Raw genomic sequence first — 20,797 nt, forward strand, 5'->3', positions numbered from 1 at the left:
TTCGGTGTAAAATAATGGTAATAAATTCATTATTTTCGTTAATTAGGTCTTCTTGAGAATAGCAGACCTCTTTTTTTTTGACAACAATCGGTAAACCCCGCACGCAGTAAGGGGTTTACCGATTGTTGTCACCCCGTCAGCATGGGGATGTCGAGTTATTTGAATCGAGTATTATTAATGAATATCTCGAAGAAGTTTTTCCCGAACCACCTTTGTTACCTAAAGATCCGGGAGCTAAAGCGATCGCTCGGATTTGGATCGACTACGCTAATACTCGCTTAGTCCCTGCATTCAACAAACTCTTACGTGGTAAAGATTCTACTGAACAGGAACAAGGAAGAAGAGAGTTTTTAGAAGCTTTGTTGTATCTTGAACAAGAAGGAATAGGTAAGTTGTCTGGTAATAAGCCGTACTGGTTAGGAGAGAATTTCAGCTTAGTTGATATTGGCTTTTATCCTTGGTTTGAACGGTTGCCTGTGTTGGAATATTTCCGTAATTTTACCCTACCAACAGAAACACCTCGGTTGCAGGAATGGTGGAATGTTGTGCGCTCACGCCAATCAATTAAAGCCGTAGAAAATCCCGTGAGTTACTACATTGAAAGATTCACCAAATTCTTAGGTGAACCAGCTGTTGCTGCCCAAAAATAGGATCGGGATTTATTGATTTATATGATGAACAGGATTGATTAAAAAATTTGGTTAATCTGTAAATCCTGTTCAATGAACATTAGTCTTTTATCCTGCTGAAAAACCATGAGATTAAAAAGACGAGAAGTACTGCTAGGGCTGACAAGCTTAGGTGTAACACTGATTTCAGCCAGCTGTAATAGCAACTCACCCAATCAAACTGCACAAACCAACCAACCTGCAAATCAAACAGCTGCTTCTCCTGTAGCCAGCAGCGGCTCAACAGCGAGTGGATCTAAAGTACGCATTGGTTATCAAAGATTTTCCGAACTTGATTTGATTCGCACTCGTGGTGAACTGGAAAAGCGTTTGAAGGAAAGAGGGTTTGCAATTGATTGGGTGTTTTTCCAATCAGGCCCACCTATGTTAGAAGCGATGAATGCAGGTAGTTTAGATTGGGGAGGTGTAGGAGACACGCCGCCCATTTTTGCTCAAGCAGCAGGTGCCCAATTTTACTACGTTGGCATGACTCCACGAGGGCCAAAAACACAAGATATTGTGGTTTTAAAAGATTCACCGATTCAAAAACCTGCTGATTTAAAAGGCAAAAAAGTCGCCCTTCAGAAAGGATCAAGCGCTCACTATTTGCTCATTTCAATGCTGGAAGAAAACAACATTCCTGCTGATTCTGTTGAGGTTGTTTCCCTTTCCCCATCGGATGCTCGTGCTGCCTTTGAGCAAGGTAAGATAGATGCTTGGTCGATTTGGGACCCTTTTTTAGCAGTGATTGAAAATACAGGGAAAATCCGAAATCTTAATGTAGGAAAGGATCGTCGGGCTTTTTTCCTGGCTTCTCAAAAGTTTGCTCAAGAAAATCCAGATTTAGTCAAGATAATTTTGGAAGAAGCCAAAAATAACGAAGAATGGGGGCAGAAAAATACCAAAGAAATAGCACAACAGTTTTCCCAACAATTGAATATTGATGCCTCAATTTTGGAAATCGTTAACCAGCGCCGGAAGTGGGGACTTTCACCGATCGATGATTCTGTTTTAACTGCTCAACAACAGGTAGCAGATACCTTTTATCAACTTAAGATTATTCCCAAGCAAATTCAAGTTAAAGATGTGGCTTTGCCTTTCGATACTTATGCCAAGTTATATCCTTCCTAGTTAGATGTTTTTAACGCAGATGAGATTTTTAGTTGGTTTTAAAGATTTGGATTTTAAACCACAGATGTCCACAGATAAACACAGATGAACACAGATAGGTTTTTGGTTAGTGTCAAAGATTTAGTTTTTTTAATGCTTAATTAATGGATGTGATTATGAGTTTAGAGTTGGGATTGACTGGGAAAAGTGCGATCATCACTGGTGGTAGTGCAGGTATTGGTTTGGCAACTGCCAAAGCATTGTATAAAGAAGGTGTGAGTGTGGCGATCGCTGCTCGTGATGTCGATCGGTTAGAGAAAGCCGTAAATGAGCTTCGAGAAATACCGAATCAAGGAAACAAAGTAATAGCAATTCCTACTGATATCACAAAAGCAGAAAATATTGAAACTCTTGTTTCCAAAACATTAGAAACTTTCGGGCAAATAGACATCTTAATCAACAATGCTGGTTCGGCTCGTGCTGGTTCATTTTTGGATTTAGGAGATGATGCTTTTCTTGATGCCTGGAACTTAAAACTATTGGGCTATATCCGTTTGGTTAGAGCCATTGTACCCAATCAAATACATCGCCGAGATGGGCGAATTGTTAATATCATTGGTGGAGCCGGACGTACTCCTCGCCCTAATTTTCTTCCAGGTGGTACTACCAACGCCGCATTGCTAAATTTTACCAGAGGTATTTCTTCAGAACTGGCGCAACATAACATTAGAATTAACGCAATTTCACCAGGATTAACTGCAACCGAAAGAGCCGAACGCTTGGCAGAACAAAGGGCGCAATCACAAGGAGTAAGCGTCGAACAAATAAAAGCTGAATCGCTCAAAGCCATTCCATTAGGTAAACTTGTGCAACCAGAGGCGATCGCAAATCTAGCACTATTTTTAGTTTCTGATTTAGCTTCTTCAATTACTGGAGCCGAATTTTTAGTAGATGGAGGTCAAACTCCCGGAGTTTGAAATATTAGCGGTTCATGATTCCTCTCTTATCTTTACCATTAATTGATACGCTCCTACTCTTCGGCACAGCATTCATTGCAGGAGGACTAAATGCTGTTGCGGGTGGGGGCAGTTTCATCACTTTTCCCACACTGATTTTTACCGGAGTTCCACCGATCGCTGCTAATGCTACTAATAATACTGCTTTGTGGGTAGCGGCGTTGGCGAGTGCAGGAGCTTATCGGAAAGATTTTCACATCGAACGACGGACGCTATTAATCCTAGCTTTGACTAGTTTAATCGGTGGAACATTAGGATCGATCGCTTTACTCTACACTTCTGCGGATGTTTTCAAAGCTTTGATTCCTTATTTGCTGCTATTGGCAACATTAATGTTTACATTTGGCGAGCAAATCAAAGCTTTGTTTTACAAATGGAGCCGAAAATCTTCTTCCGAATCTCCTCCATTATTTAAAGTAGTTCTAGCACAACTTGCCATTTCTATTTATGGAGGATTCTTTGGAGCAGGTCTAGGAATTTTAATGTTAGCAACCTTAGTTTTCTTAGGCATTAAAAATATTCACACCATGAATGCCTTTAAAACATTTTTAGGTGGTTGCATTAATGGGATTGCGATTATTCCCTTTGTTTTCGCTGGGTTAATTTTTTGGCACCAGGCAATTTTAATGGCAGTCGGTGCTTCGTTAGGTGGTTACTTAATAGCTCATTATGCTCGGAAACTTCAACCGATCTTAATTAGGAGATTTGTCATTGTTGTGGCTTTTACCATGACAACTTATTTCTTTATACATGGTTAGTTCTTTGAGAAGTCGAGGATCTGAGTTAAATTAAGAAATACCAACAAAAAATTCCATAGACAGGAGTTTGAATCATGGCAAAACTGAGACTAGCAGACGGAACGATTTACAACGATTTGTTAACCATTAGCAATGAACTATCATCGCTCAACATTCAACTCAATTATTGGTCAGTAGGAGAAGATCCACAACTTCATCATTTACTGGAACAAGAAAGCTTAAACGACGAGGAAAAAGAGCAAGTACTCAAAGCATTGGATGGTTATTTTGAGCAACTGCAACAAACCGCAAATTATCAATCTCGCGATTTAATTGTGCTGTACCCAGGAACTCCTAATTTAGATGCACTGTTGGCAAAATTCGATCGCGTTCACACCCACGCCGATGATGAAGTGCGTTACATCATTGATGGCGAAGGAATTTTTGGCTTTGTCCGTCCTGATGGTAGCCAAGTTGAATTAACAGTACAAGCCGAAGAATATATTAACGTACCTGCGGGAACTGAACACTGGTTTTACCTAACTCCAAAACGCCGCATTAAAGCAATTCGTTATTTCATTGGTACAGAAGGCTGGGTTCCCCAGTATACTGGAACAGAAATCCAAGTTCCTTCAGTACTTGTGTAATGAGTCGAATTCTTTTTTGTGATTTTGATGGCACAATTACAGCTGTCGAAACTTTTGTGGCAATATTCAAAGAATTTGCCCCAGACATTTCTGCCGAATTACTACCACAAATGTACGATCGCAAAGTAACTTTAAGGCAGGGTGTCCGGCAAATTCTTGAATCAATTCCTAGTCACCGCTACCCTGATATTTTGGAGTTTACCCGATCGCAACCCATCCGTCCTGGTTTTGTTGAATTACTCGATTTTCTAGAGCAACATCAGGTTCCTTTGGTAGTTGTTTCTGGGGGATTAAGAGGTATGGTAGAAGTGGTTTTGAATCAGTTAGTACAGCGAGTTCACGCCATTCACGCCATAAATGTTGATACCAGCAGTGAGTATTTACAAATTAATTCACCTTACGAAGATGGCACAGAAATGGTTGCTAAAGTTAAGGTGATTGAGGATTATGATGCGAGGGAAGCGATCGCTATTGGTGATTCTCTCACAGATTTAAATATGGCACTTTATGCGCCAATTGTGTTTGCACGCGATCGTCTCGCCGAATATTTGGATCAACATCAGACTTCTTATATTCGCTGGAATGATTTCTTTGATGTACGCGATCGTTTAGCCGAATTGTGGGAGAGTAATTAGATTGTCATGTCTGTTCCTGATTTACGTTTAGAACTAATGGCTAATGCTGAACATTTTTACAAACAAGGTTGGATGGCGGGAACAGCCGGAAATCTCTCAGCACGTTTACCAGACGGCAGCTTTTGGATTACAGCTAGTGGCAAATCAAAAGGCAATTTAAACTTGACAGATTTCGTCAAAATTACTCCTGATGGTATTGTAGAATCGCTATCAAACGATCTAAAACCTTCAGCCGAAACAGCAATCCATCAAACTATTTACAAGATATTTCCAGAAGCACAAGCCTGTTACCATGTCCACTCAATTGAAGCAAATTTAGTTTCTCGTTTTGTTGAAGGAGATACTTTATTATTACCTCCCTTGGAAATGCTCAAAGGGTTCAATATTTGGCAAGAAAATTTGAATATTACATTATCTATTTTTCCTAACCATTTTGATGTTAGCCAAATTGCTAGAGAAATTAAAGAGTGTTTTCAACTTGCGCCTCCACAAATTCCCGCTTTACTAATTCGAGATCATGGAGTAACAGTCTGGGCAGATTCAACAGAAAAAGCCCGCAATTTTATTGAGTTAATAGAGTATCTTTTTCGTTACATAGTAGCCGCTAGTCAAACAGGAGTGAAAATTAATCCTTATGTCTAAACAAATTCATGCTGTAGCTCGTTTGATTGCCTTTCCTAACAAAGTAGAAGAAGCAAAAGCTTTATTATTAGAATTAGTTGAACCAACTCGCAAAGAAGTAGGATGTTTGCAATATGACTTGCTACAAAATCAGGAAGACCCCACAGATTTTACCTTTGTGGAAAAGTGGGAATCTCAAGAAAGTTTGGATGCACATCTAGCTTCGGAACATATTCAAAGTGCGATCGCCAAACTTCCCGAATTAATTGCATCAGGCCCAGACATTCGCCGCTACACCTTATTAGATTCTTGAACACTTTAGTGTTCACAACAAACGTTCGTTGTGAACACTAAAGTGTTCCACTATTTAAGGTGCTGGACTAGGATATTTAACATTAATAGCATCAGTTTCTGCTATAATATCCTTTTCTAGTATAACATCTAAACTAGATAAATTTTCGTCCAACTGCTCTATAGTTGTAGCCCCAATTATTGTACTAGTAACAAACCAGCGACTTCGCACAAATGCTAAAGCAAGTTGGACAGGAGAAAGATTATATTTATGGGCAATTTCTACATAAGCTGCCACTGCTTCATTGACGTTAGGTTTATGATAACGTTGCCCAAAACCCTGATATAAAGTAATGCGAGTATTTTCTGGTTTTCCATTGACATACTTACCAGATAAGTAACCAAATGCTAAAGGACTATATGCTAACAACCCAATATTTTCTCGATAGCAAGCTTCCGCTAATGCCGAATCAAAGGTGCGGTTAATTAAATTGTAAGCATTTTGAATCGAAACAACTTTTGGTAATCCTAATTGTTTAGCAACATGACTAAACTCGCTAACACCCCAAGGAGTTTCATTACTTAAACCTAGATAACGAATTTTACCAGCTTGAATTAAATCAGCAAACACTGATAACTGTTCAGCAATAGGTACAGTATCCCGTTCCTGTTGTGGGTCAAATATTGTTTGCCCAAAAGTGGGAACATAGCGATCGGGCCAATGAATCTGGTACAAATCTATATAATCAGTTTGTAATCGCTTTAAACTATTGTCGATCGCTTGTTTAACATTATCTCTGTTAATCTCTTGCGCCCCATCTCTGACCCACTTAACTGCCCGACCTGGCCCTGCTATTTTAGTAGCAATAATTAGTTGATCTCGCTGTTGGTGTTTTAACCATTCGCCAATGTAAGCTTCAGTTTTTCCATAAGTTTCAGCACGCGGAGGCACAGGATACATTTCAGCTGTATCGATGAAATTAACGCCATAACTAACAGCGTAATCTAACTGTTTATGTGCCTCTTCAAGGGAATTTTGATGCCCAAAAGTCATTGTTCCCAGGCAGATTTCAGAAACCTTAAGGTCACTTTCACCAAGTTTTTTGTATTGCATAGGCTTAATTGATTTTTTCTCCTAAATAACCAGACAAAACTTAACTTCAGGAAACCTTGTAAAGGCGTTGTATACAACGTCTCTACAATATCGTTGTATACAACATCCTTACAATGATCTAATTCCTAATTTTGATTGTAGGCAGAAGAATCGCCTTTGATAGCTTCACTGTGTTTACCATCAATGCTAACAGGAAAATCGCCTGCGATCGTCACTCGCTGCACACGACGAGGTTGATTGCCGTAATCGTCGATCGCATAATGTTGCGTAGCACGATTATCCCAAAATGCTACATCGCCAACTTTCCAACGCCAGCGAACTGTATTTTCAGGACGGGTAACATAAGCTTGTAACAGTCGAATAATATCATCTGATTCAGTTGTCGATAAGCCTTTAATCTGGCGTACAAAACCACCAATAAATAGCCCACGTTCACCCGATTCAGGATGAACACGCACAACAGGATGCAGGGTTTCATATACACTTGAAGTGAAGACTTTTCGGTGAGCTTTGATCTCTTCAGAAAGATTAACAGCCGCTTCTGCATAGTCGTAAGCGTTGCTATGCACAGCCCAAAGTTGATCTGCCAAACTTTTGAGAACAGGTGGTAAGTCTTGGTACGCTGTGACGCTGTTTGCCCAAATGGTATCACCTCCTGCGGGGGGAATGTCGATCGCACGCAACACAGAACCCAGCGGAGGGCGATCGACAAAGGTAACATCAGTATGCCAGTTATTGGCACGCGCAGCAGTTCGACCGTAATCCAAATCTAAAACTTCTGGATGTCCCGGAAGTGATGGTACTGTGGGATGCGCTGTAGTGAGTTCCCCAAAACGACGCGCAAAAGCGACTTGTCCTTGAGCATCAAGTTTTTGATTGCGGAAGAAAATCACTTTGTATTTAATTAAAGCTTGGCGAATTTCGCTGATCGTTTCGTCGCTAAGATTTGCACTCAAGTCAACACCAAGGATTTTTGCGCCAATGCGTCCAGAAATCGGGTGAATTTCTAAATTTTGAGAAATTTGTATGTCTTTGTTTTCAGTCAGGATTGGACTCATAATTTTTCTCCAGTTGCAAGTCAAAAGTGGCGATCGGTTGAGATAACGAGGAATTTTACTGAAAAAAGGAAATAGGGAACGGGCAACAGACAACAAGGTGTAATGCAAAAGGCAAGGTCATCCGAGAAATTTTGATAGTTGAGCGGACATATCTCGATTCAATGTTAAACAAATAGTTAGATACTCTAACTAATCTGGCTGAAATTATTATCCGGTATACCTATCGATTTAGTCAAGATTAAAGCAAAAATTTTTTGGATAAACCAGTAAAAGCCTTATTTATTCTGGCTTCTAATCCTCGTAAATTGATCCCAAGTGCCACATTTTCGGCCAAATTAAAGCTACCGCTACAACTACAAGTACTGTGCCAATGCCTCCACTAACCACCGAGAAGATTGGCCCAAAAAAGGCAGCAACTAAACCAGATTCAAAACCACCTAATTCATTAGACATACTGATAAAAACGCTATTCACAGCTGATACTCTGCCTCGCAAATCATTGGGAGTACGAATCTGTACCAAAGTATGCCGAATTACCACGCTGATGCTATCAAAAGCACCAGTCAAAAATAACATTAATAATGATAGCCACAACCAACGAGAAAAGCCGAAAATAATAGTTGCTACACCAAAACCAACAACTGACAAAAGTAATGCTTTTCCCGCCTGACGTAAGGGAGGTAAATAAGCCAAAATTACTGTCATTATTAAAGCGCCGATCGAAGGGGCTGCTTGTAACCAACCTAATTCTACTGGCCCTGCGTGTAAAATATCTTTGGCATAAATTGGTAATAAAAACACTGCTCCGCCAAACAATACAGCAAATAAATCTAAGGTAATTGCTGCTAGGATTAGTTGATTTTTCCAAATAAATTTTACTCCTCCAGACAAAGCTTTAAGTGACAAAGGTTCTTTGGATAATGTCTTTTTCTGGTTAGGAATTAAGGCAACAGCAACTAAACATAAAAAAGCTAAAATTCCTGCCAATATGTATACATTTGTAGCTCCGCCTTGAATTGCAATCATCACGCCTCCTAATGATGGGCCTGCAACCGAGGCAAATTGGAATGTACTACTATTCCAAGTAGCTGCATTTGTAAAAGCATTTTTAGGAATTAATTGCCAAACAAAAGCATCGCTGGCTGGTTTACTAAAGGCTCTAGCAATTCCAATTAATAACAAGCAGCTATAAATCAGAAAAATTGAACCTTTGGTAATGGAAAGAATGGCTAAAGCAAAAGAACAAAAGGAGAGAAGCCAAATTGTTAAAAGCATGGTGAATTTGCGATCGAATCGATCGGCTAAATCTCCAGCAATTAAAGTTAAAGCCATAATGGGGACAACTTGCACTAAGCCAACCCCACCCAAAACTAGCGCTGAACCAGTGCGATCGTACAGTTCCCAACCCACAGCCACACTTTGCATTTGATATCCCAAATACAGCAATAATCGACCGATCGTAAATAGTCGATAATTGCGAAATCTCAGTGCAGCAAAAGGGTCATGCTGTTGAGTACTTAAAGTATTTTCAGTTACTTGTTTTTTTGTTGTCCACCACATTTTAAAAAACCATTACTTCATTCTTCAGGAGGCTCTAAAGAGTTATCTTCTAAAACCTCTTTCAGCAGAGTTAATCCTTCTTCAATTAGAACAATTTGCTGTTCTGTTAAACTATTAAGTAATTCGGAAATACGCGATCGAGTTTGACCCCGACATTCCTCTAAATGAACCTTTCCCGCTTCTGTCAGATTCAAAACTACCCGTCGTCGTTCCTTTGGATCATCACAGCGATGCACAAAATCGCGTTGCACCAACCGTTCTGTATTCGCTGAAGCAGTCGCACGAGTCACTCCCAAATGTTCTGCTAAATCAGAAAGCGATGCCCCAGGATTACGATCCAAAAATGCCAGCGTCCGAAATTGCGGCACAGACATAGTTGTAGAATTGCGAGAACGAATATCTGCACGGATAAACCGCATCGCTAGCGGGATGGTTTCCATAACTCTAGCGGCACAATTTTCTGACGTAATTTCTCGATTATCTTGCTTTTTCCCCATTAGATTTTTAACCTCACTGAATCGCTGATGTTAAGAAAATGCAGAGCAGCAATTTTACTCCAAAAAGAGTTACTGCCTTACTTCTACTGTTACTTAATCAGCGACCAGTTTTTCAGGGAAATGGGGGTTAGTTTCAAGTTAATTAACTTTCTTAATCCCTAGTACCCAGTACCCAGTACCCAGTACCCAGTATCCAAAATCTAAGTTGCTAATCTTGGGTAAAGCCTTCCGCAGATATAAGTTAAAACTACTACCACTACTAGCAAAATCAGACAATCTGTACCAAATCCGTAAATGCTGCGACCATTCTCTAGCATTGTTCCTCGCAAAGCATCCACCATATAAGTTAGAGGATTGAGGTGCGCGATCGATCGCAACCATAGCGGCATCAAAGCAATCGGGTAAATCGCATTACTCGCAAAAAATAAAGGCATTGTCAACAATTGTCCAATACCTGTAAAGCGTTCTCGTGATTTTACCAAACAGCCAATAATTAAGGAAAAAGTGCAGAAACAAGCCGCCCCTAAAAACACAACTAATAAAACGCCCAAAAAAGCCAGAGGATTAAGATTGAGATGTACGCCAATGAGTATCGACAAAAGGTAAATTACAATCACTTGGCAAAAGCCTCGCACTCCCGCAGATAAAGCTTTACCAAGCACCATTGCAGCACGAGGAGTCGGACTGGCAAGAAATTTATGAATTGTACCTAAATCTCGTTCCCAAATAATCGACATTCCCCCACTAAAAATTGCTACAAATAAAACGCTTTGTGCCAAAATTCCTGCCGCCATAAAATCTAAATAAGGCAACCCATTACTAGGAATTGCACGAATTCGAGCGAAAACTTGTCCGAAAATTACTAACCAAAGTACAGGTTGAGCAGCACGCACAAATAAATCGCTAGGATCGTGAAGTAATTTGCGGACTTCTAATTCTGTGAGGACGATCGTTTTTCTAATTAATTCCCATGTTGCAGTTAGCCAATTATTGGCACGGTCATGTTTTGGTTTAACCCAACCGTTTAGCAACACGCCTGATTCTTGAGGTTTCACGATAATTCGCTCCCGATGCTAATAAATCCCCGGTGTAGTGAATAAAAACATCATCTAAAGTCGCATCTTCTTTGTTTAATGATGCTTTCAATTCTGTGGGTGTACCTGTGACAATAATTTGACTGGCGTGCATAATCGCAATTCGATCGCACAAAACATCCGCTTCTTCCATAAAATGAGTAGTTAAAAAGACAGTTGTGCCAAAGTTCGATCGCAATCTTTCCACTAATTCCCAAACATTACTCCGGGCTAAAGGGTCAAGTCCGACAGTTGGTTCATCTAAAAATAATACTAATGGTTGATGCAGAATCGCTTGGGCAATTTCTAACTTGCGAATCATCCCTCCAGAATATTGCTGAACTAATCTATGAGCAGCATCTTGTAAACCCATAAAATTCAGCAATTCCTGAATGTAATTTTCGCGTTTCTTCTGGGGAATATCGTATAATTTGGCAAAAATTAGCAGATTTTCATAACCTGTTAAACTGCCATCAGCAGAAAGTGATTGGGGAACATATCCGATCGCCCTTCTCACCCTAGCAGCTTGGCGGACAATATCCAACCCCGCAATAGTTGCACCTCCAGCACTAGGAGGCAGTAGAGTAGTCAGCATTTTAATCGCTGTACTTTTACCCGCCCCATTCGGCCCCAGTAAACCAAAAACCTCTCCTGCTGGTACAGTCAAGTTTAAGTTATTTACTGCACAAGTTTTCCCAAAGCGCCGCGTTAGGGCATGGGTTTCTAGGATTGTAGAGGAATTAGCGATCGGAAATATCGATTCTCCTACGCTTTCAGTAAGTCTGGTCACGAATTAATTGACCTCAATTTATTGTTAGACTATCTAACTATTAGTTTTACATATTTCATGTTTAGCAGCAAGTAGGGTACTTGAAAATCAAGGCAGGCAGGATGCCTACCCCACAAGGAAGCTGTAACTCAGATCTTGCACCAGCGGCTCAAAACCGGGTTTCTTGCAAATAGCTAACCCTGAAACCCTAGATTTTCCGTCAAGAAACCCGGTTTTTCAAGGCTTGTTGAGAATGGTGCAAGACCTGAGATAACTCTTGTGGGGTGGGAATCCTGCCCGCCCTATCCAAAGATAACTATGTATCACTTTATTTATTTGCACCTACTTATTAGAACTAAGCAGGTCGTTGCTTTTGAAATTCCAGATGCTCGTTATGGTCATCTTTTTCGGGTAAAAATCCACCAGCCTGCATTTGCCATAGCCTATAGTAAGCGCCTCTTTGTGCTAACAGTTTAGCGTGGGTGCCATCTTCAACAATGGAGCCTTGATCGAATACTAAAATCCGATCGAGATGTGCGATCGTAGATAATCGATGAGCTACCACAATCACAGTCTTTCCATCCATTACTAAATCCAGGGTATCTTGGATTGCTTTTTCAGTAATCGAATCAAGGCTAGAAGTAGCTTCATCCAAAATTAAAATTGGTGCATCTTTGAGGATAACTCGTGTGATCGCAATCCGCTGCCTCTGCCCCCCAGAAAGTTTTACTCGTCGTTCACCAACCAAAGAATCATATCCCTCTTTTGTCCGCATAATGAACTCGTGAGCATGAGCTTTCCGCGATGCCTCAAACACTTCCTCATCAGTTGCATCCAATCTTCCATAGCGAATATTTTCCAGTAATGTTCGATGGAACAGCGAAGGATCTTGAGGAATCAGACTAATCTGAGTGTGTAGCGCATCCTGAGTCATATCACCAATATCTACACCATCAATTAAAATCTGTCCAGATTGGCGATCGAACAATCGCAAAATCAAATTCACAAAAGTAGATTTTCCCGAACCAGAAAAACCCACCAATCCAACTCTTTCTCCTGGTTGAATGGTGACAGAAAGATTGTTAAATACAGTCTTTCCAGAGTAATAGCTGAAATCTACGTGACGGAACTCTATTTTGCCTTGAGTGATGGAAGGTGCGATCGCATTTTCGCGATCAATTAATTCGTGGGGTTGCACGATCGTACCAACTCCATTACTCACATTACCAATATGTTCAAAAAATTCCAAAAATCGTTTACTTAAATTTCGAGCTTCACTAATAATTAGCAGTGACAAACTAGTTGCTACCACAAAGTCAGCAGCACTAATCTTTCCTCGACTCCAAAGGAAAAGGGAATAAAAAACAGTGCCAACTTTCAGAATAGCTGAAGCAATAAACTGAAACCAGCGAATTCGCTCCGAGTACCAATTAGACCTTCTGACCTGTATGAGTTCATACTTTAATCGCTCATTCAAATAATGCCGTTCAAAGCCCAAACGAGCGAATAATTTAGTACTAACAAGATTCGTCACTGAATCAACAATAATACCAGTTGTATCACTCCTAGCAGCTGCGGCTCTCCTTGCATGAAATCGAGAGCGAGTTGCCAACCAAAAAGAAATACTAATGAAGAAAACTGCCCAAATTCCCACAAATGCAGCCAGAGGCGGATAAGCGCGATATAGTAACGCTGTAGAGACAATATAAACGATAATTACGGGCATAAATTCAGTAATTAGCATTGACATTGTTTGAGTCACACCGAGCGAAGTTTCACTAATTCGATGTGCCAATGCTCCTGCAAAACTGCTGCTTAAATAACGGTGAGAATGCTGTTGCAAGTAAGCATACAAAGCTCTAACAATATGTTGCCTATGGATAGGATGACGAAGAGTTTGTAAGAGTCCGCCTACACGCCCAAAAACTACTTCACCAACACTCAAAACTGCAAACAACATCAAGGGTTGTTTTACTGTATCAAAAATTAGTTTGCTATCACCTGTCGATCGCGTTACGCTGCGAATAATTTCACCGATCGCATAAGGTAACATAATCCCGCAAGTGGCGTGTAATATCTCCAGAACGATCATTGCTACATACCACCAGCGAAATTTATTAACAAAATAAAAAATGAACCAAAAAGGCGTTGTGGGCAAAGCAGGTGCGTCAGCCGCACGTTGGAACGATTCAGATGGACGAGGTTTTTTGATGAAAAAACGGTGGGTGTCGCGTCGTATCACTTTAACTTCTCCTAACATAGGAATAGACGACTAAATAGGCTATTCGATAAGGTTAAATCTGTAATTCAAAGTTATTTGTAAGATATTAACGCAAGTTGCTAGTTATTAATTATTTCCTGTTCCCCCCTTTAGTAAGGGGGGTTAGGGGGGATCTTTAGCTGTGATAGGTGTTTAGATCCCCCCAACCCCCCTTATTAAGGGGGGCTAAGAAAGAGTCAGACTTGTAACTAGCAACTTGAGTTATTAGTGTGATTTTGGGTATATTTGTTTTATCAACACATTTATTAAAGACATTATGAGAGTACAAAAGAACATCCATACTGATGACGAACTGATTGAAGAAATCAAAAAATGTTGGAAACCGCTAGATTCTAGAGCAGGTCGTTTAGTCCAACGTTTTGATGGTGTTTGGCATTTCAGTGTTGCCTTATCAGAGACTTTTGCAATTTCTTGGGGGCCGAGAGAAGCATCACAGCTCCATGAAATAGGTTCTCTTAGAGTACATAGTCTAGGCTCTGAGTTCACAGATGCAGTCAAGGTTCCATACTTAAGCAAAAATGAAATTCTGGAGAACCTGATTGCATCAGTCTCAGCATTTCATTACAAATGGAAGTATGGTTTTCAAGGATGGAATTGTGAACATTGGGCAGGTTTGGCTGTAAGTGGACAACCCATTTCATATCAAGTCAAAGAGCAAGGATTTGGCATCTTTGACTTATTTGGAGTCTTGCACTTTAGAGGTGAGGCAATCGAGCATCTAAACAAACATAAACTATCTTCCTAACGTACAGCATCCCCCTTACGATATTCAGCAGTAATATCATCTAGTTTTTGTTTCAAACTATCATCAAGATTAACTTCGATCGCTTTCAAACTATCTATCAATTGTTCTGGACGACTAGCACCAATAATCGGAGCAGTAATAATCGGATTTGCCAGCACCCAGGCAATTGAAAGAGTTGTCAATGATAATCCAGCAGCATCAGCAACAGTGCGTAACTCTTCCACTGTATTGAATTCCCGATCGTGCCAGTAGCGTTTCTGATAAACTTCGGCACCAGTACCCAGAGTAAATCGTGTGCCATCGCTAGGGTTATCCGCACGATTATGTTTACCCGTTAAAAGACCGCCTGCTAAAGGATTATAAGGAATCACTCCCAATCCTTCCTCTTTCGCTAGAGGTAGAAGTTCTCGCTCAATTTCGCGGAACAGCAGATTATACCGGGGTTGAATCGAAACAAAGCGCGTTAGATTGCGAATATCAGAACGTCCCAACGCTCGACTGAGACGATACGCCAGGAAATTTGACACGCCGATGTAGCGGACTTTACCAGCTTTGACGATCGCATCCAAAGCCTCCAATGTCTCATCCAAAGGAGTTGAAGCATCATCGGAGTGCAACTGGTACAAATCTACGTAATCGGTTTGTAGTCTTTGTAGGGAAGCATCGATCGCATCTAGAATATGTTTGCGCGAAGCACCCTGATCCCAAGGCGAGGGGCCTACTTTACCAACACACTTAGTTGCCAGGATAAACTGTTCCCGTTTACCTTTCAACCAGCGCCCAATAATTTCTTCAGTGCGTCCCGCTGTTGCGAGTCCACCCCCTAAAGGATACACATCAGCAGTATCCAGAAAGTTAATTCCGGCATCAGCAGCACTGTCAAGGATTTGTTTGGATGTTTCTTCATCAGATTGGAAGCCAAAGGTCATTGTACCAAGAACTAGACGGGAAACCGTCAATCCAGTTTGACCGAGTTTTGTAGTAGGTAATGTCATAAATTAGCGATCGAACAAGCCATAAAGGAAATAGTTTTCGGTAGCATGAACACAACCATGCCACCCTAAGTTTTGCAAAGATTCTTCTAACTCATTTGGTTCATAAAAGATCTTCACAATGCGGTAAGTTTGCCCATCATTCAACTTCCGTTGGGCATACCCTTGCTTATTCAACGTTGCATGATCTTTAGCTGTAGAATCTTGAGTAAATAGACTATCTACAAAAAAGATTCGCCCATCAGGTTTTAATGCTCCTTTAATCATCTGCCAGAAAGGTACAAATTTTTCTTTCGGGACGTGAGAGAGCCAAAAGCCAAAGAATATATAGTCAAATTGTTGGTTAGGAGTCCAGTTGAATATGTCAGCAACGATGTACTCGACAGAGTTAGAATTGACACGCTGCTTGTTCAATGCGATCGCTTCTGGCGAAGAATCTACCGCAGTCACGCGATTTGCTAAAGGAACTAAATGCTGCGTCCATAAACCTGTTCCACAAGCGAGATCTAAGACATCTCCTGAAGGTTTAGACGCTCGAAGTGCAGCTTCTACTTCAAAAACTTCCGAAAACCACTGCCGTCGATGTTGCTCGCCGCGATCGTAACGCCCTTCCCGGAAAAACCATTCGTCGTATTCCGAAGCTCGTTCCCGATAGTATTGGATTTGCTCTTGCAAAATGTCAACACTCATCGACTCAAGAGGGTTGTCAATGAAGTATTTAGACTCTATCAATTTCCAGTCAATCGGAGGATGTATCATAGAATTTTGTTGTCAAGTAAACTATTAAACAGCAATACGCCTGACGGTACGCTATGCCAACGCCGGATCGCGACGTTTAATAGAAACAAACCATTGTTGCAACTCTGGGCTACCATAAACCTCATCGGCAATAAAATGGTCTTTTTCTGGTAGTACTGTGAAATTCACGTTTATTCCCAAACTTCGTAAGGTTGCCACAAACTGTTCGGCATCTTCAACAGGCAAGTTCTTATCCTGTCCACCTTGAAAGATCTGAATGGGAATGTCTTTGAGTGCTGCAAGTTCGGGTTCTGTTAAACTCTTAGGAACTCGACCAGATACAGCAACTAAACCTACAAAGCGATCGGGATGGGATGCCGCTAGATGCCATGCTCCCGCTGAGCCTAAACTAAATCCAGAGATGATTACTCGTGATGGATCGATCGCGTGCGAGGCGATCAATTCATCTAACAAACCAATTAAATCAGATTCGCGATCAACCCAAGTCTGTGGTTCGGGAATCTGAGGTGCTGCAAAAACGTAGGGTACAGAATCAGACTCATTGACAAAACGCGGTAAACCCCATTTCAGCAGAGTATTGAGATCGGTTCCGCGATCGCGTGCGCCGTGCAAAAAAAGCACTAATGGTGCAGCATCACTGGTATTAGCAGGCGCAAACAGATAAGGCAATGAACCATTGGGGGCATTGTAAGAGCGATGTTCAACAGACATAGTTGTTACTCCTAACGAAGGTTATTACATGAAGTACAGGAGGGGCTTAAGCCCCTTGCCTGTATCGTTAATGATTAGGAAACCAAGCTCATTCCAGGAACATAGGTATTTGATATCGATATCTCTGTTGGTTAAACTGTTGCCAGCGGCTTATCAACAGATTGGGATTCGACCTTAGCGAGTTTAGATTCGATCGCAGTACCCTTGAAGAAATTCGGGTTAGCTTCGGTGTAAAGTTTGTAAGGATTCTCGAAGACATAAGCTTTAAAATCAGCTTCGGAAATCACTCCTTCTTCCACCAGTTCCCAGCTTTCCGCTAGAGGTTGAGTGATATCGGGTACATCCCAGTGACCGACATCTGAAGAGTAAATCGCGTTGATTTTGACTCCTAAAGGATTAGCTTTGTCATTGAATGCAGCTGCGATCGTGCGATCGTCCGACTCAGAGCCAAAGAAGAAGTTGTTCACCCAGCGATCGCGGATGTCTTCGATAGTTTCAATTCCAGCCGCCGCAAAATCTTCTAGTTCGCTACCCACAGGTTGACGGCTGTAACGGCTGAAAGAAGCACCCAGCACTGTGTCCACCAACTCCTCTTTGCCCAGAGAGTATCCTTTAGTAATCTCAGTACCGAAGCGTTCAAACAACTCGAACAACTCATTGGCATTAGTGAGATCGGGATTGTAGTTTTGCAGTGCTTTGAGGTTGCGTTTGGAGAAGCGATCGACCAAATGAATGTATACATGAGCACCCCAATCTGCACCACCTTCGAGCAACCCAAGGCGCAACTGTGGGAAACGTCGGGTTACACCACCAAAGAACAAGGCTTTAGCAAATGCTTGCGATCCATCAGCAAAGTGACCGATGTGATTATTCATGTAGTTACTGATGGAAGAACGTCCCGTCCAGCCTTGACTACCGTAGTGAGTGGTAATGGGTACACCTAGTTCTACAACTTTCGCCCAGAATGGATCGTAATCATATTCGCTATCCAATCCGAAAAAGTCAATGTAGTAGGCATACTTGGCGATTTCCGGGTATTGGTCGGCTGGGTATTTATCTGCGATCGCTTTAATCGGTCGCTTCACCCCACCAGGAATATTAATCACCTTCAATCCCAGCGTTTTTACGGCAAACTCTAACTCTTCGATCGCTTCTTCAGGTGTGTTCATAGTAATGCCTGCAACGGGGGTGAGGCGATCGCTATACTTGCGATAAATATCAGCATGATAGTGATTGATTGCCCGTTGCAATGCCTGACGATTTTCTGGTTTTGCACCCAATGCTGCTAAAGCATTATTAGGGAACAGCACCGAATAGTCCGAACCTTGCTCTGCCTGACGTTCATAGAGCAATTCCGGTAAAGTGTAGGTAGCCAAATCCAGCGTATTGCGGGTAACTCTAGCCCACCAAGGTGCTCTTAAAGTGCGATAATACTGCCGCTCTTCTGGCGTTTGTTGATACCAATCTTTTCCATCAACCTTAGAATTTAAACGGTAATTTTCCGCTTTACGTAACTCGTCTACCAGTTGTGCGCCACCATAAGTAGCAATGTAATCCTCAAAAGCCGGAGTGAAATCATTGGTATGCACATCGGTATCAATCACCGGATAATCCAGCTTGGCCCGGATTGCAGCAGAACGAGAAATATGCAAACGGCTAAATTCAACCATGATAATTTCCTCAAAAAAAGTAGAGTGTTTACAAAATGGGGATTAGGAAAAGGCAGAACAGAGATCTTGCATCTGCGTTTTAGCCCGCCCAGAAATCAATCTCCGGGCTAAGAGCAGTAGGGGCGGGTTTAGCAGATAACCCTTCTGTCTAACAAATAACCTCACAACAAAACCCGCCCCTACAAATGGACTGAAAACATAAGAATTCTTAAGTATTTAGTCCTCTTTAGAGGAGTTTCGCTATTAGCCTGCGAATTGATAAGGCAGGCGGACTTTGGGACTTGTGCAAGATCTGAGCAGAAGGTCAAAAGCAGATGGCAGAAGTTAAAATTCCCCTTGTCCCTGCTGACTTACGCCACCACCAATCGCTCTTCCCGACCTTTGGCAGCGAGACGATTAGCGGGACGACGCAAACCCAGGTTTTCCCGTAAAGTTCTGCCTTCGTATTCGGTACGGAACAGCCCACGTTTCTGCAAAATGGGAATAACCAAATTGACAAAATCATCTAATCCTGTTGGCAGGATTGGTGGCATGATGTTAAATCCATCTGCTGCACCATTGTTAAACCATTCTTCTAATTGGTCAGCAATGCTTTCGGGTGTTCCGAGAATGGTGCGATGACCGCGTGCAGTGGAGAGCGAGAGATATAACTGGCGCAATGTGAGATTGCCACGAGTTGCTAAGTCTTTAACCAGTTTCAGCCGACTCTTGTTAGTGTTGGTGTCACTCGGCAGTTCAGGAGCCAGATCGTCCAAAGAATATTTTGAGAGATCCACTCCTTTGTAGTATTGCTTGAGTATACTCCAGGCAACATCAGGATGGATCAAGGATTGCAGGAATTCGTATTTCTCCTGTGCTTCGGCTTCTGTGCGACCAATAATCGGAAATGCTCCGGGCATGATTTTTAGATCGTCGGGCGATCGACCATACTTTGCCAATCTACCTTTAAGATCGGCATAAAATTCTTGAGCATCTTCCAAAGTTTGATTAGCAGTAAAAATCACCTCAGCCGTTCTTGCAGCTAAATCCCTTCCCGCTTCCGAAGCTCCCGCTTGCACAATCACTGGATAACCTTGGATGGGACGACCAACATTTAACGGCCCTTTAACCGAGAAATATTTGCCTTTGTGGTTGAGAATGTGCAGCTTTTCGCGATCGAAGTAGATACCCGATTCCCTGTCACGGATAAAGGCATCATCTTCCCAACTATCCCACAATCCTTTCACCACTTCTACAAACTCTTCGGCTCGTTCATACCTCTGGCTATGATCGGGGTGATGCTCAAGTCCGAAGTTCTGTGCAGCATTCTCGTTGCCAGTGGTGACAACATTCCACGCTGCTCGACCTTTACTTAAGTGATCCAAGGAAGCAAACTTTCGCGCCAAGGTATAAGGGTCTTCGTATGTAGTCGAAGCAGTGGCAACAAAGCCAATATTTTGCGTCACAGCAGACAAGGCAGAAAACAGGGTAACTGGCTCAAAGTGGACGATTTTACCATTGCGGCTTTGTGTTTCTGGCGTACCTCCCCAAACACCGGGACTATCTGCCAGAAAAACAGCATCAAATAATCCACGCTCCGCAGTTTGAGTAATCTCCTTATAATGCTCGAAATTTAATCCCGCATCAATCTGTGCATCAGGGTGCCGCCAAGCAGAAACATGATGTCCTGTGGCTTGAATGAATGCACCTAAACGAAACTTGCGTGTTTTACTCATCTGCTTTTTTCTTTGTCTAATGTGCGATTCCGCCCTCGTGAATCGCCAAAGTGCTTTGAGTTAATGGCTTTTCATGCAACATCAACAATGATTTTGACGGTTACGACAGCAGTTACTATTTCCTAAGA

21 protein-coding genes are annotated in these 20,797 nt (G+C 41.7%); 9 read left to right on the top strand and 12 right to left on the bottom strand.

All coding sequences use genetic code 11. The annotated features are described in order from the left end of the window. Positions 1 to 122 precede the first annotated feature (122 nt). The 8 genes from ACE1CC_RS29105 to ACE1CC_RS29140 all read left to right on the top strand — a co-directional run bounded on the left by ACE1CC_RS29105 (position 123) and on the right by ACE1CC_RS29140 (position 5,747). On the top strand, positions 123 to 650 hold the full coding sequence (locus tag ACE1CC_RS29105) for a glutathione S-transferase family protein (RefSeq protein ID WP_413273925.1): 528 nt from the start codon (positions 123 to 125) through the stop codon (positions 648 to 650). 105 nt (positions 651 to 755) lie between these two features. Continuing rightward, on the top strand, positions 756 to 1,799 hold the full coding sequence (locus tag ACE1CC_RS29110; protein ID WP_413273926.1) for a sulfonate ABC transporter substrate-binding protein: 1,044 nt from the start codon (positions 756 to 758) through the stop codon (positions 1,797 to 1,799). A 155-nt stretch (positions 1,800 to 1,954) separates the two neighbouring features. Beyond that, entirely contained in the window at positions 1,955 to 2,755 is an 801-nt protein-coding gene (locus ACE1CC_RS29115) for an SDR family oxidoreductase (protein WP_413273927.1), read from the top strand. Between the two features lie 14 nt (positions 2,756 to 2,769). After that, the gene (locus ACE1CC_RS29120) at positions 2,770 to 3,552 is read left to right on the top strand and encodes a sulfite exporter TauE/SafE family protein (RefSeq protein WP_413273928.1); all 783 of its coding nucleotides are present in this window, start codon (positions 2,770 to 2,772) and stop codon (positions 3,550 to 3,552) included. 74 nt (positions 3,553 to 3,626) lie between these two features. Then, the gene (locus ACE1CC_RS29125; RefSeq protein WP_413273929.1) at positions 3,627 to 4,178 is read left to right on the top strand and encodes a 1,2-dihydroxy-3-keto-5-methylthiopentene dioxygenase; all 552 of its coding nucleotides are present in this window, start codon (positions 3,627 to 3,629) and stop codon (positions 4,176 to 4,178) included. Then, a complete protein-coding gene (locus tag ACE1CC_RS29130; RefSeq protein WP_413273930.1) occupies positions 4,178 to 4,813 on the top strand; it encodes an HAD-IB family phosphatase in 636 nt (211 codons plus the stop codon). Before ACE1CC_RS29125 ends, ACE1CC_RS29130 begins: the two co-directional genes overlap by 1 nt. 6 nt (positions 4,814 to 4,819) lie before the next feature. Next, positions 4,820 to 5,455, top strand: coding sequence for a methylthioribulose 1-phosphate dehydratase (gene mtnB / locus ACE1CC_RS29135; RefSeq protein WP_413273931.1), 636 nt, complete (start codon positions 4,820 to 4,822; stop codon positions 5,453 to 5,455). Continuing rightward, positions 5,448 to 5,747, top strand: a complete 300-nt coding sequence (locus ACE1CC_RS29140) for a putative quinol monooxygenase (RefSeq protein ID WP_413273932.1) — start codon at positions 5,448 to 5,450, stop codon at positions 5,745 to 5,747. The genes mtnB and ACE1CC_RS29140 overlap by 8 nt, the downstream gene beginning before the upstream one ends. Before the next feature lie 54 nt (positions 5,748 to 5,801). On the opposite strand, the gene ACE1CC_RS29145 is transcribed toward ACE1CC_RS29140, so the two are convergent. From ACE1CC_RS29145 to ACE1CC_RS29175, 7 genes are all read right to left on the bottom strand, one after another. Beyond that, positions 5,802 to 6,839: an NADP(H)-dependent aldo-keto reductase gene (locus ACE1CC_RS29145; protein WP_413273933.1), complete on the bottom strand. Its 1,038-nt coding sequence runs from the start codon at positions 6,837 to 6,839 to the stop codon at positions 5,802 to 5,804. Between the two features lie 125 nt (positions 6,840 to 6,964). Then, entirely contained in the window at positions 6,965 to 7,897 is a 933-nt protein-coding gene (locus ACE1CC_RS29150; protein ID WP_413273934.1) for a TauD/TfdA dioxygenase family protein, read from the bottom strand. A 291-nt stretch (positions 7,898 to 8,188) separates the two neighbouring features. Then, a complete protein-coding gene (locus ACE1CC_RS29155) occupies positions 8,189 to 9,457 on the bottom strand; it encodes an MFS transporter (RefSeq protein ID WP_413273935.1) in 1,269 nt (422 codons plus the stop codon). 17 nt (positions 9,458 to 9,474) lie between these two features. Continuing rightward, positions 9,475 to 9,954 (bottom strand): MarR family winged helix-turn-helix transcriptional regulator, encoded by a 480-nt coding sequence (locus ACE1CC_RS29160; protein ID WP_413273936.1) that lies wholly within the window; start codon positions 9,952 to 9,954, stop codon positions 9,475 to 9,477. 200 nt (positions 9,955 to 10,154) lie between these two features. After that, positions 10,155 to 11,009, bottom strand: a complete 855-nt coding sequence (locus tag ACE1CC_RS29165) for an ABC transporter permease (RefSeq protein ID WP_413273937.1) — start codon at positions 11,007 to 11,009, stop codon at positions 10,155 to 10,157. Next, complete coding sequence (locus tag ACE1CC_RS29170) at positions 10,966 to 11,817, bottom strand: ATP-binding cassette domain-containing protein (RefSeq protein WP_413273938.1); 852 nt, start codon at positions 11,815 to 11,817, stop codon at positions 10,966 to 10,968. The genes ACE1CC_RS29165 and ACE1CC_RS29170 overlap by 44 nt, the downstream gene beginning before the upstream one ends. Positions 11,818 to 12,151: 334 nt before the next feature. Next, positions 12,152 to 14,038, bottom strand: coding sequence for an ABC transporter ATP-binding protein (locus ACE1CC_RS29175; RefSeq protein WP_413273939.1), 1,887 nt, complete (start codon positions 14,036 to 14,038; stop codon positions 12,152 to 12,154). Between the two features lie 295 nt (positions 14,039 to 14,333). Between ACE1CC_RS29175 and ACE1CC_RS29180 the strand changes: the two genes are divergently transcribed. Next, on the top strand, positions 14,334 to 14,822 hold the full coding sequence (locus ACE1CC_RS29180; RefSeq protein WP_413273940.1) for a hypothetical protein: 489 nt from the start codon (positions 14,334 to 14,336) through the stop codon (positions 14,820 to 14,822). Here ACE1CC_RS29180 and ACE1CC_RS29185 read toward each other — a convergent pair. From ACE1CC_RS29185 to ACE1CC_RS29205, 5 genes are all read right to left on the bottom strand, one after another. Then, complete coding sequence (locus tag ACE1CC_RS29185) at positions 14,819 to 15,817, bottom strand: aldo/keto reductase (protein WP_413273941.1); 999 nt, start codon at positions 15,815 to 15,817, stop codon at positions 14,819 to 14,821. The two genes, ACE1CC_RS29180 and ACE1CC_RS29185, sit on opposite strands and share 4 nt — an antisense overlap. Positions 15,818 to 15,820: 3 nt before the next feature. Continuing rightward, complete coding sequence (locus tag ACE1CC_RS29190) at positions 15,821 to 16,573, bottom strand: class I SAM-dependent methyltransferase (protein ID WP_413273942.1); 753 nt, start codon at positions 16,571 to 16,573, stop codon at positions 15,821 to 15,823. A gap of 51 nt (positions 16,574 to 16,624) precedes the next feature. Beyond that, entirely contained in the window at positions 16,625 to 17,284 is a 660-nt protein-coding gene (locus tag ACE1CC_RS29195; RefSeq protein WP_413273943.1) for a carboxylesterase family protein, read from the bottom strand. A 131-nt stretch (positions 17,285 to 17,415) separates the two neighbouring features. Further along, positions 17,416 to 18,954, bottom strand: a complete 1,539-nt coding sequence (locus ACE1CC_RS29200; RefSeq protein ID WP_413273944.1) for an amidohydrolase family protein — start codon at positions 18,952 to 18,954, stop codon at positions 17,416 to 17,418. Between the two features lie 350 nt (positions 18,955 to 19,304). Beyond that, the gene (locus ACE1CC_RS29205; RefSeq protein ID WP_413273945.1) at positions 19,305 to 20,669 is read right to left on the bottom strand and encodes an LLM class flavin-dependent oxidoreductase; all 1,365 of its coding nucleotides are present in this window, start codon (positions 20,667 to 20,669) and stop codon (positions 19,305 to 19,307) included. Positions 20,670 to 20,797 lie beyond the last annotated feature (128 nt).

Source organism: Floridaenema aerugineum BLCC-F46 (assembly GCF_041929345.1).
Classification (GTDB): Bacteria; Cyanobacteriota; Cyanobacteriia; order Cyanobacteriales; family Aerosakkonemataceae; genus Floridanema; species Floridanema aerugineum.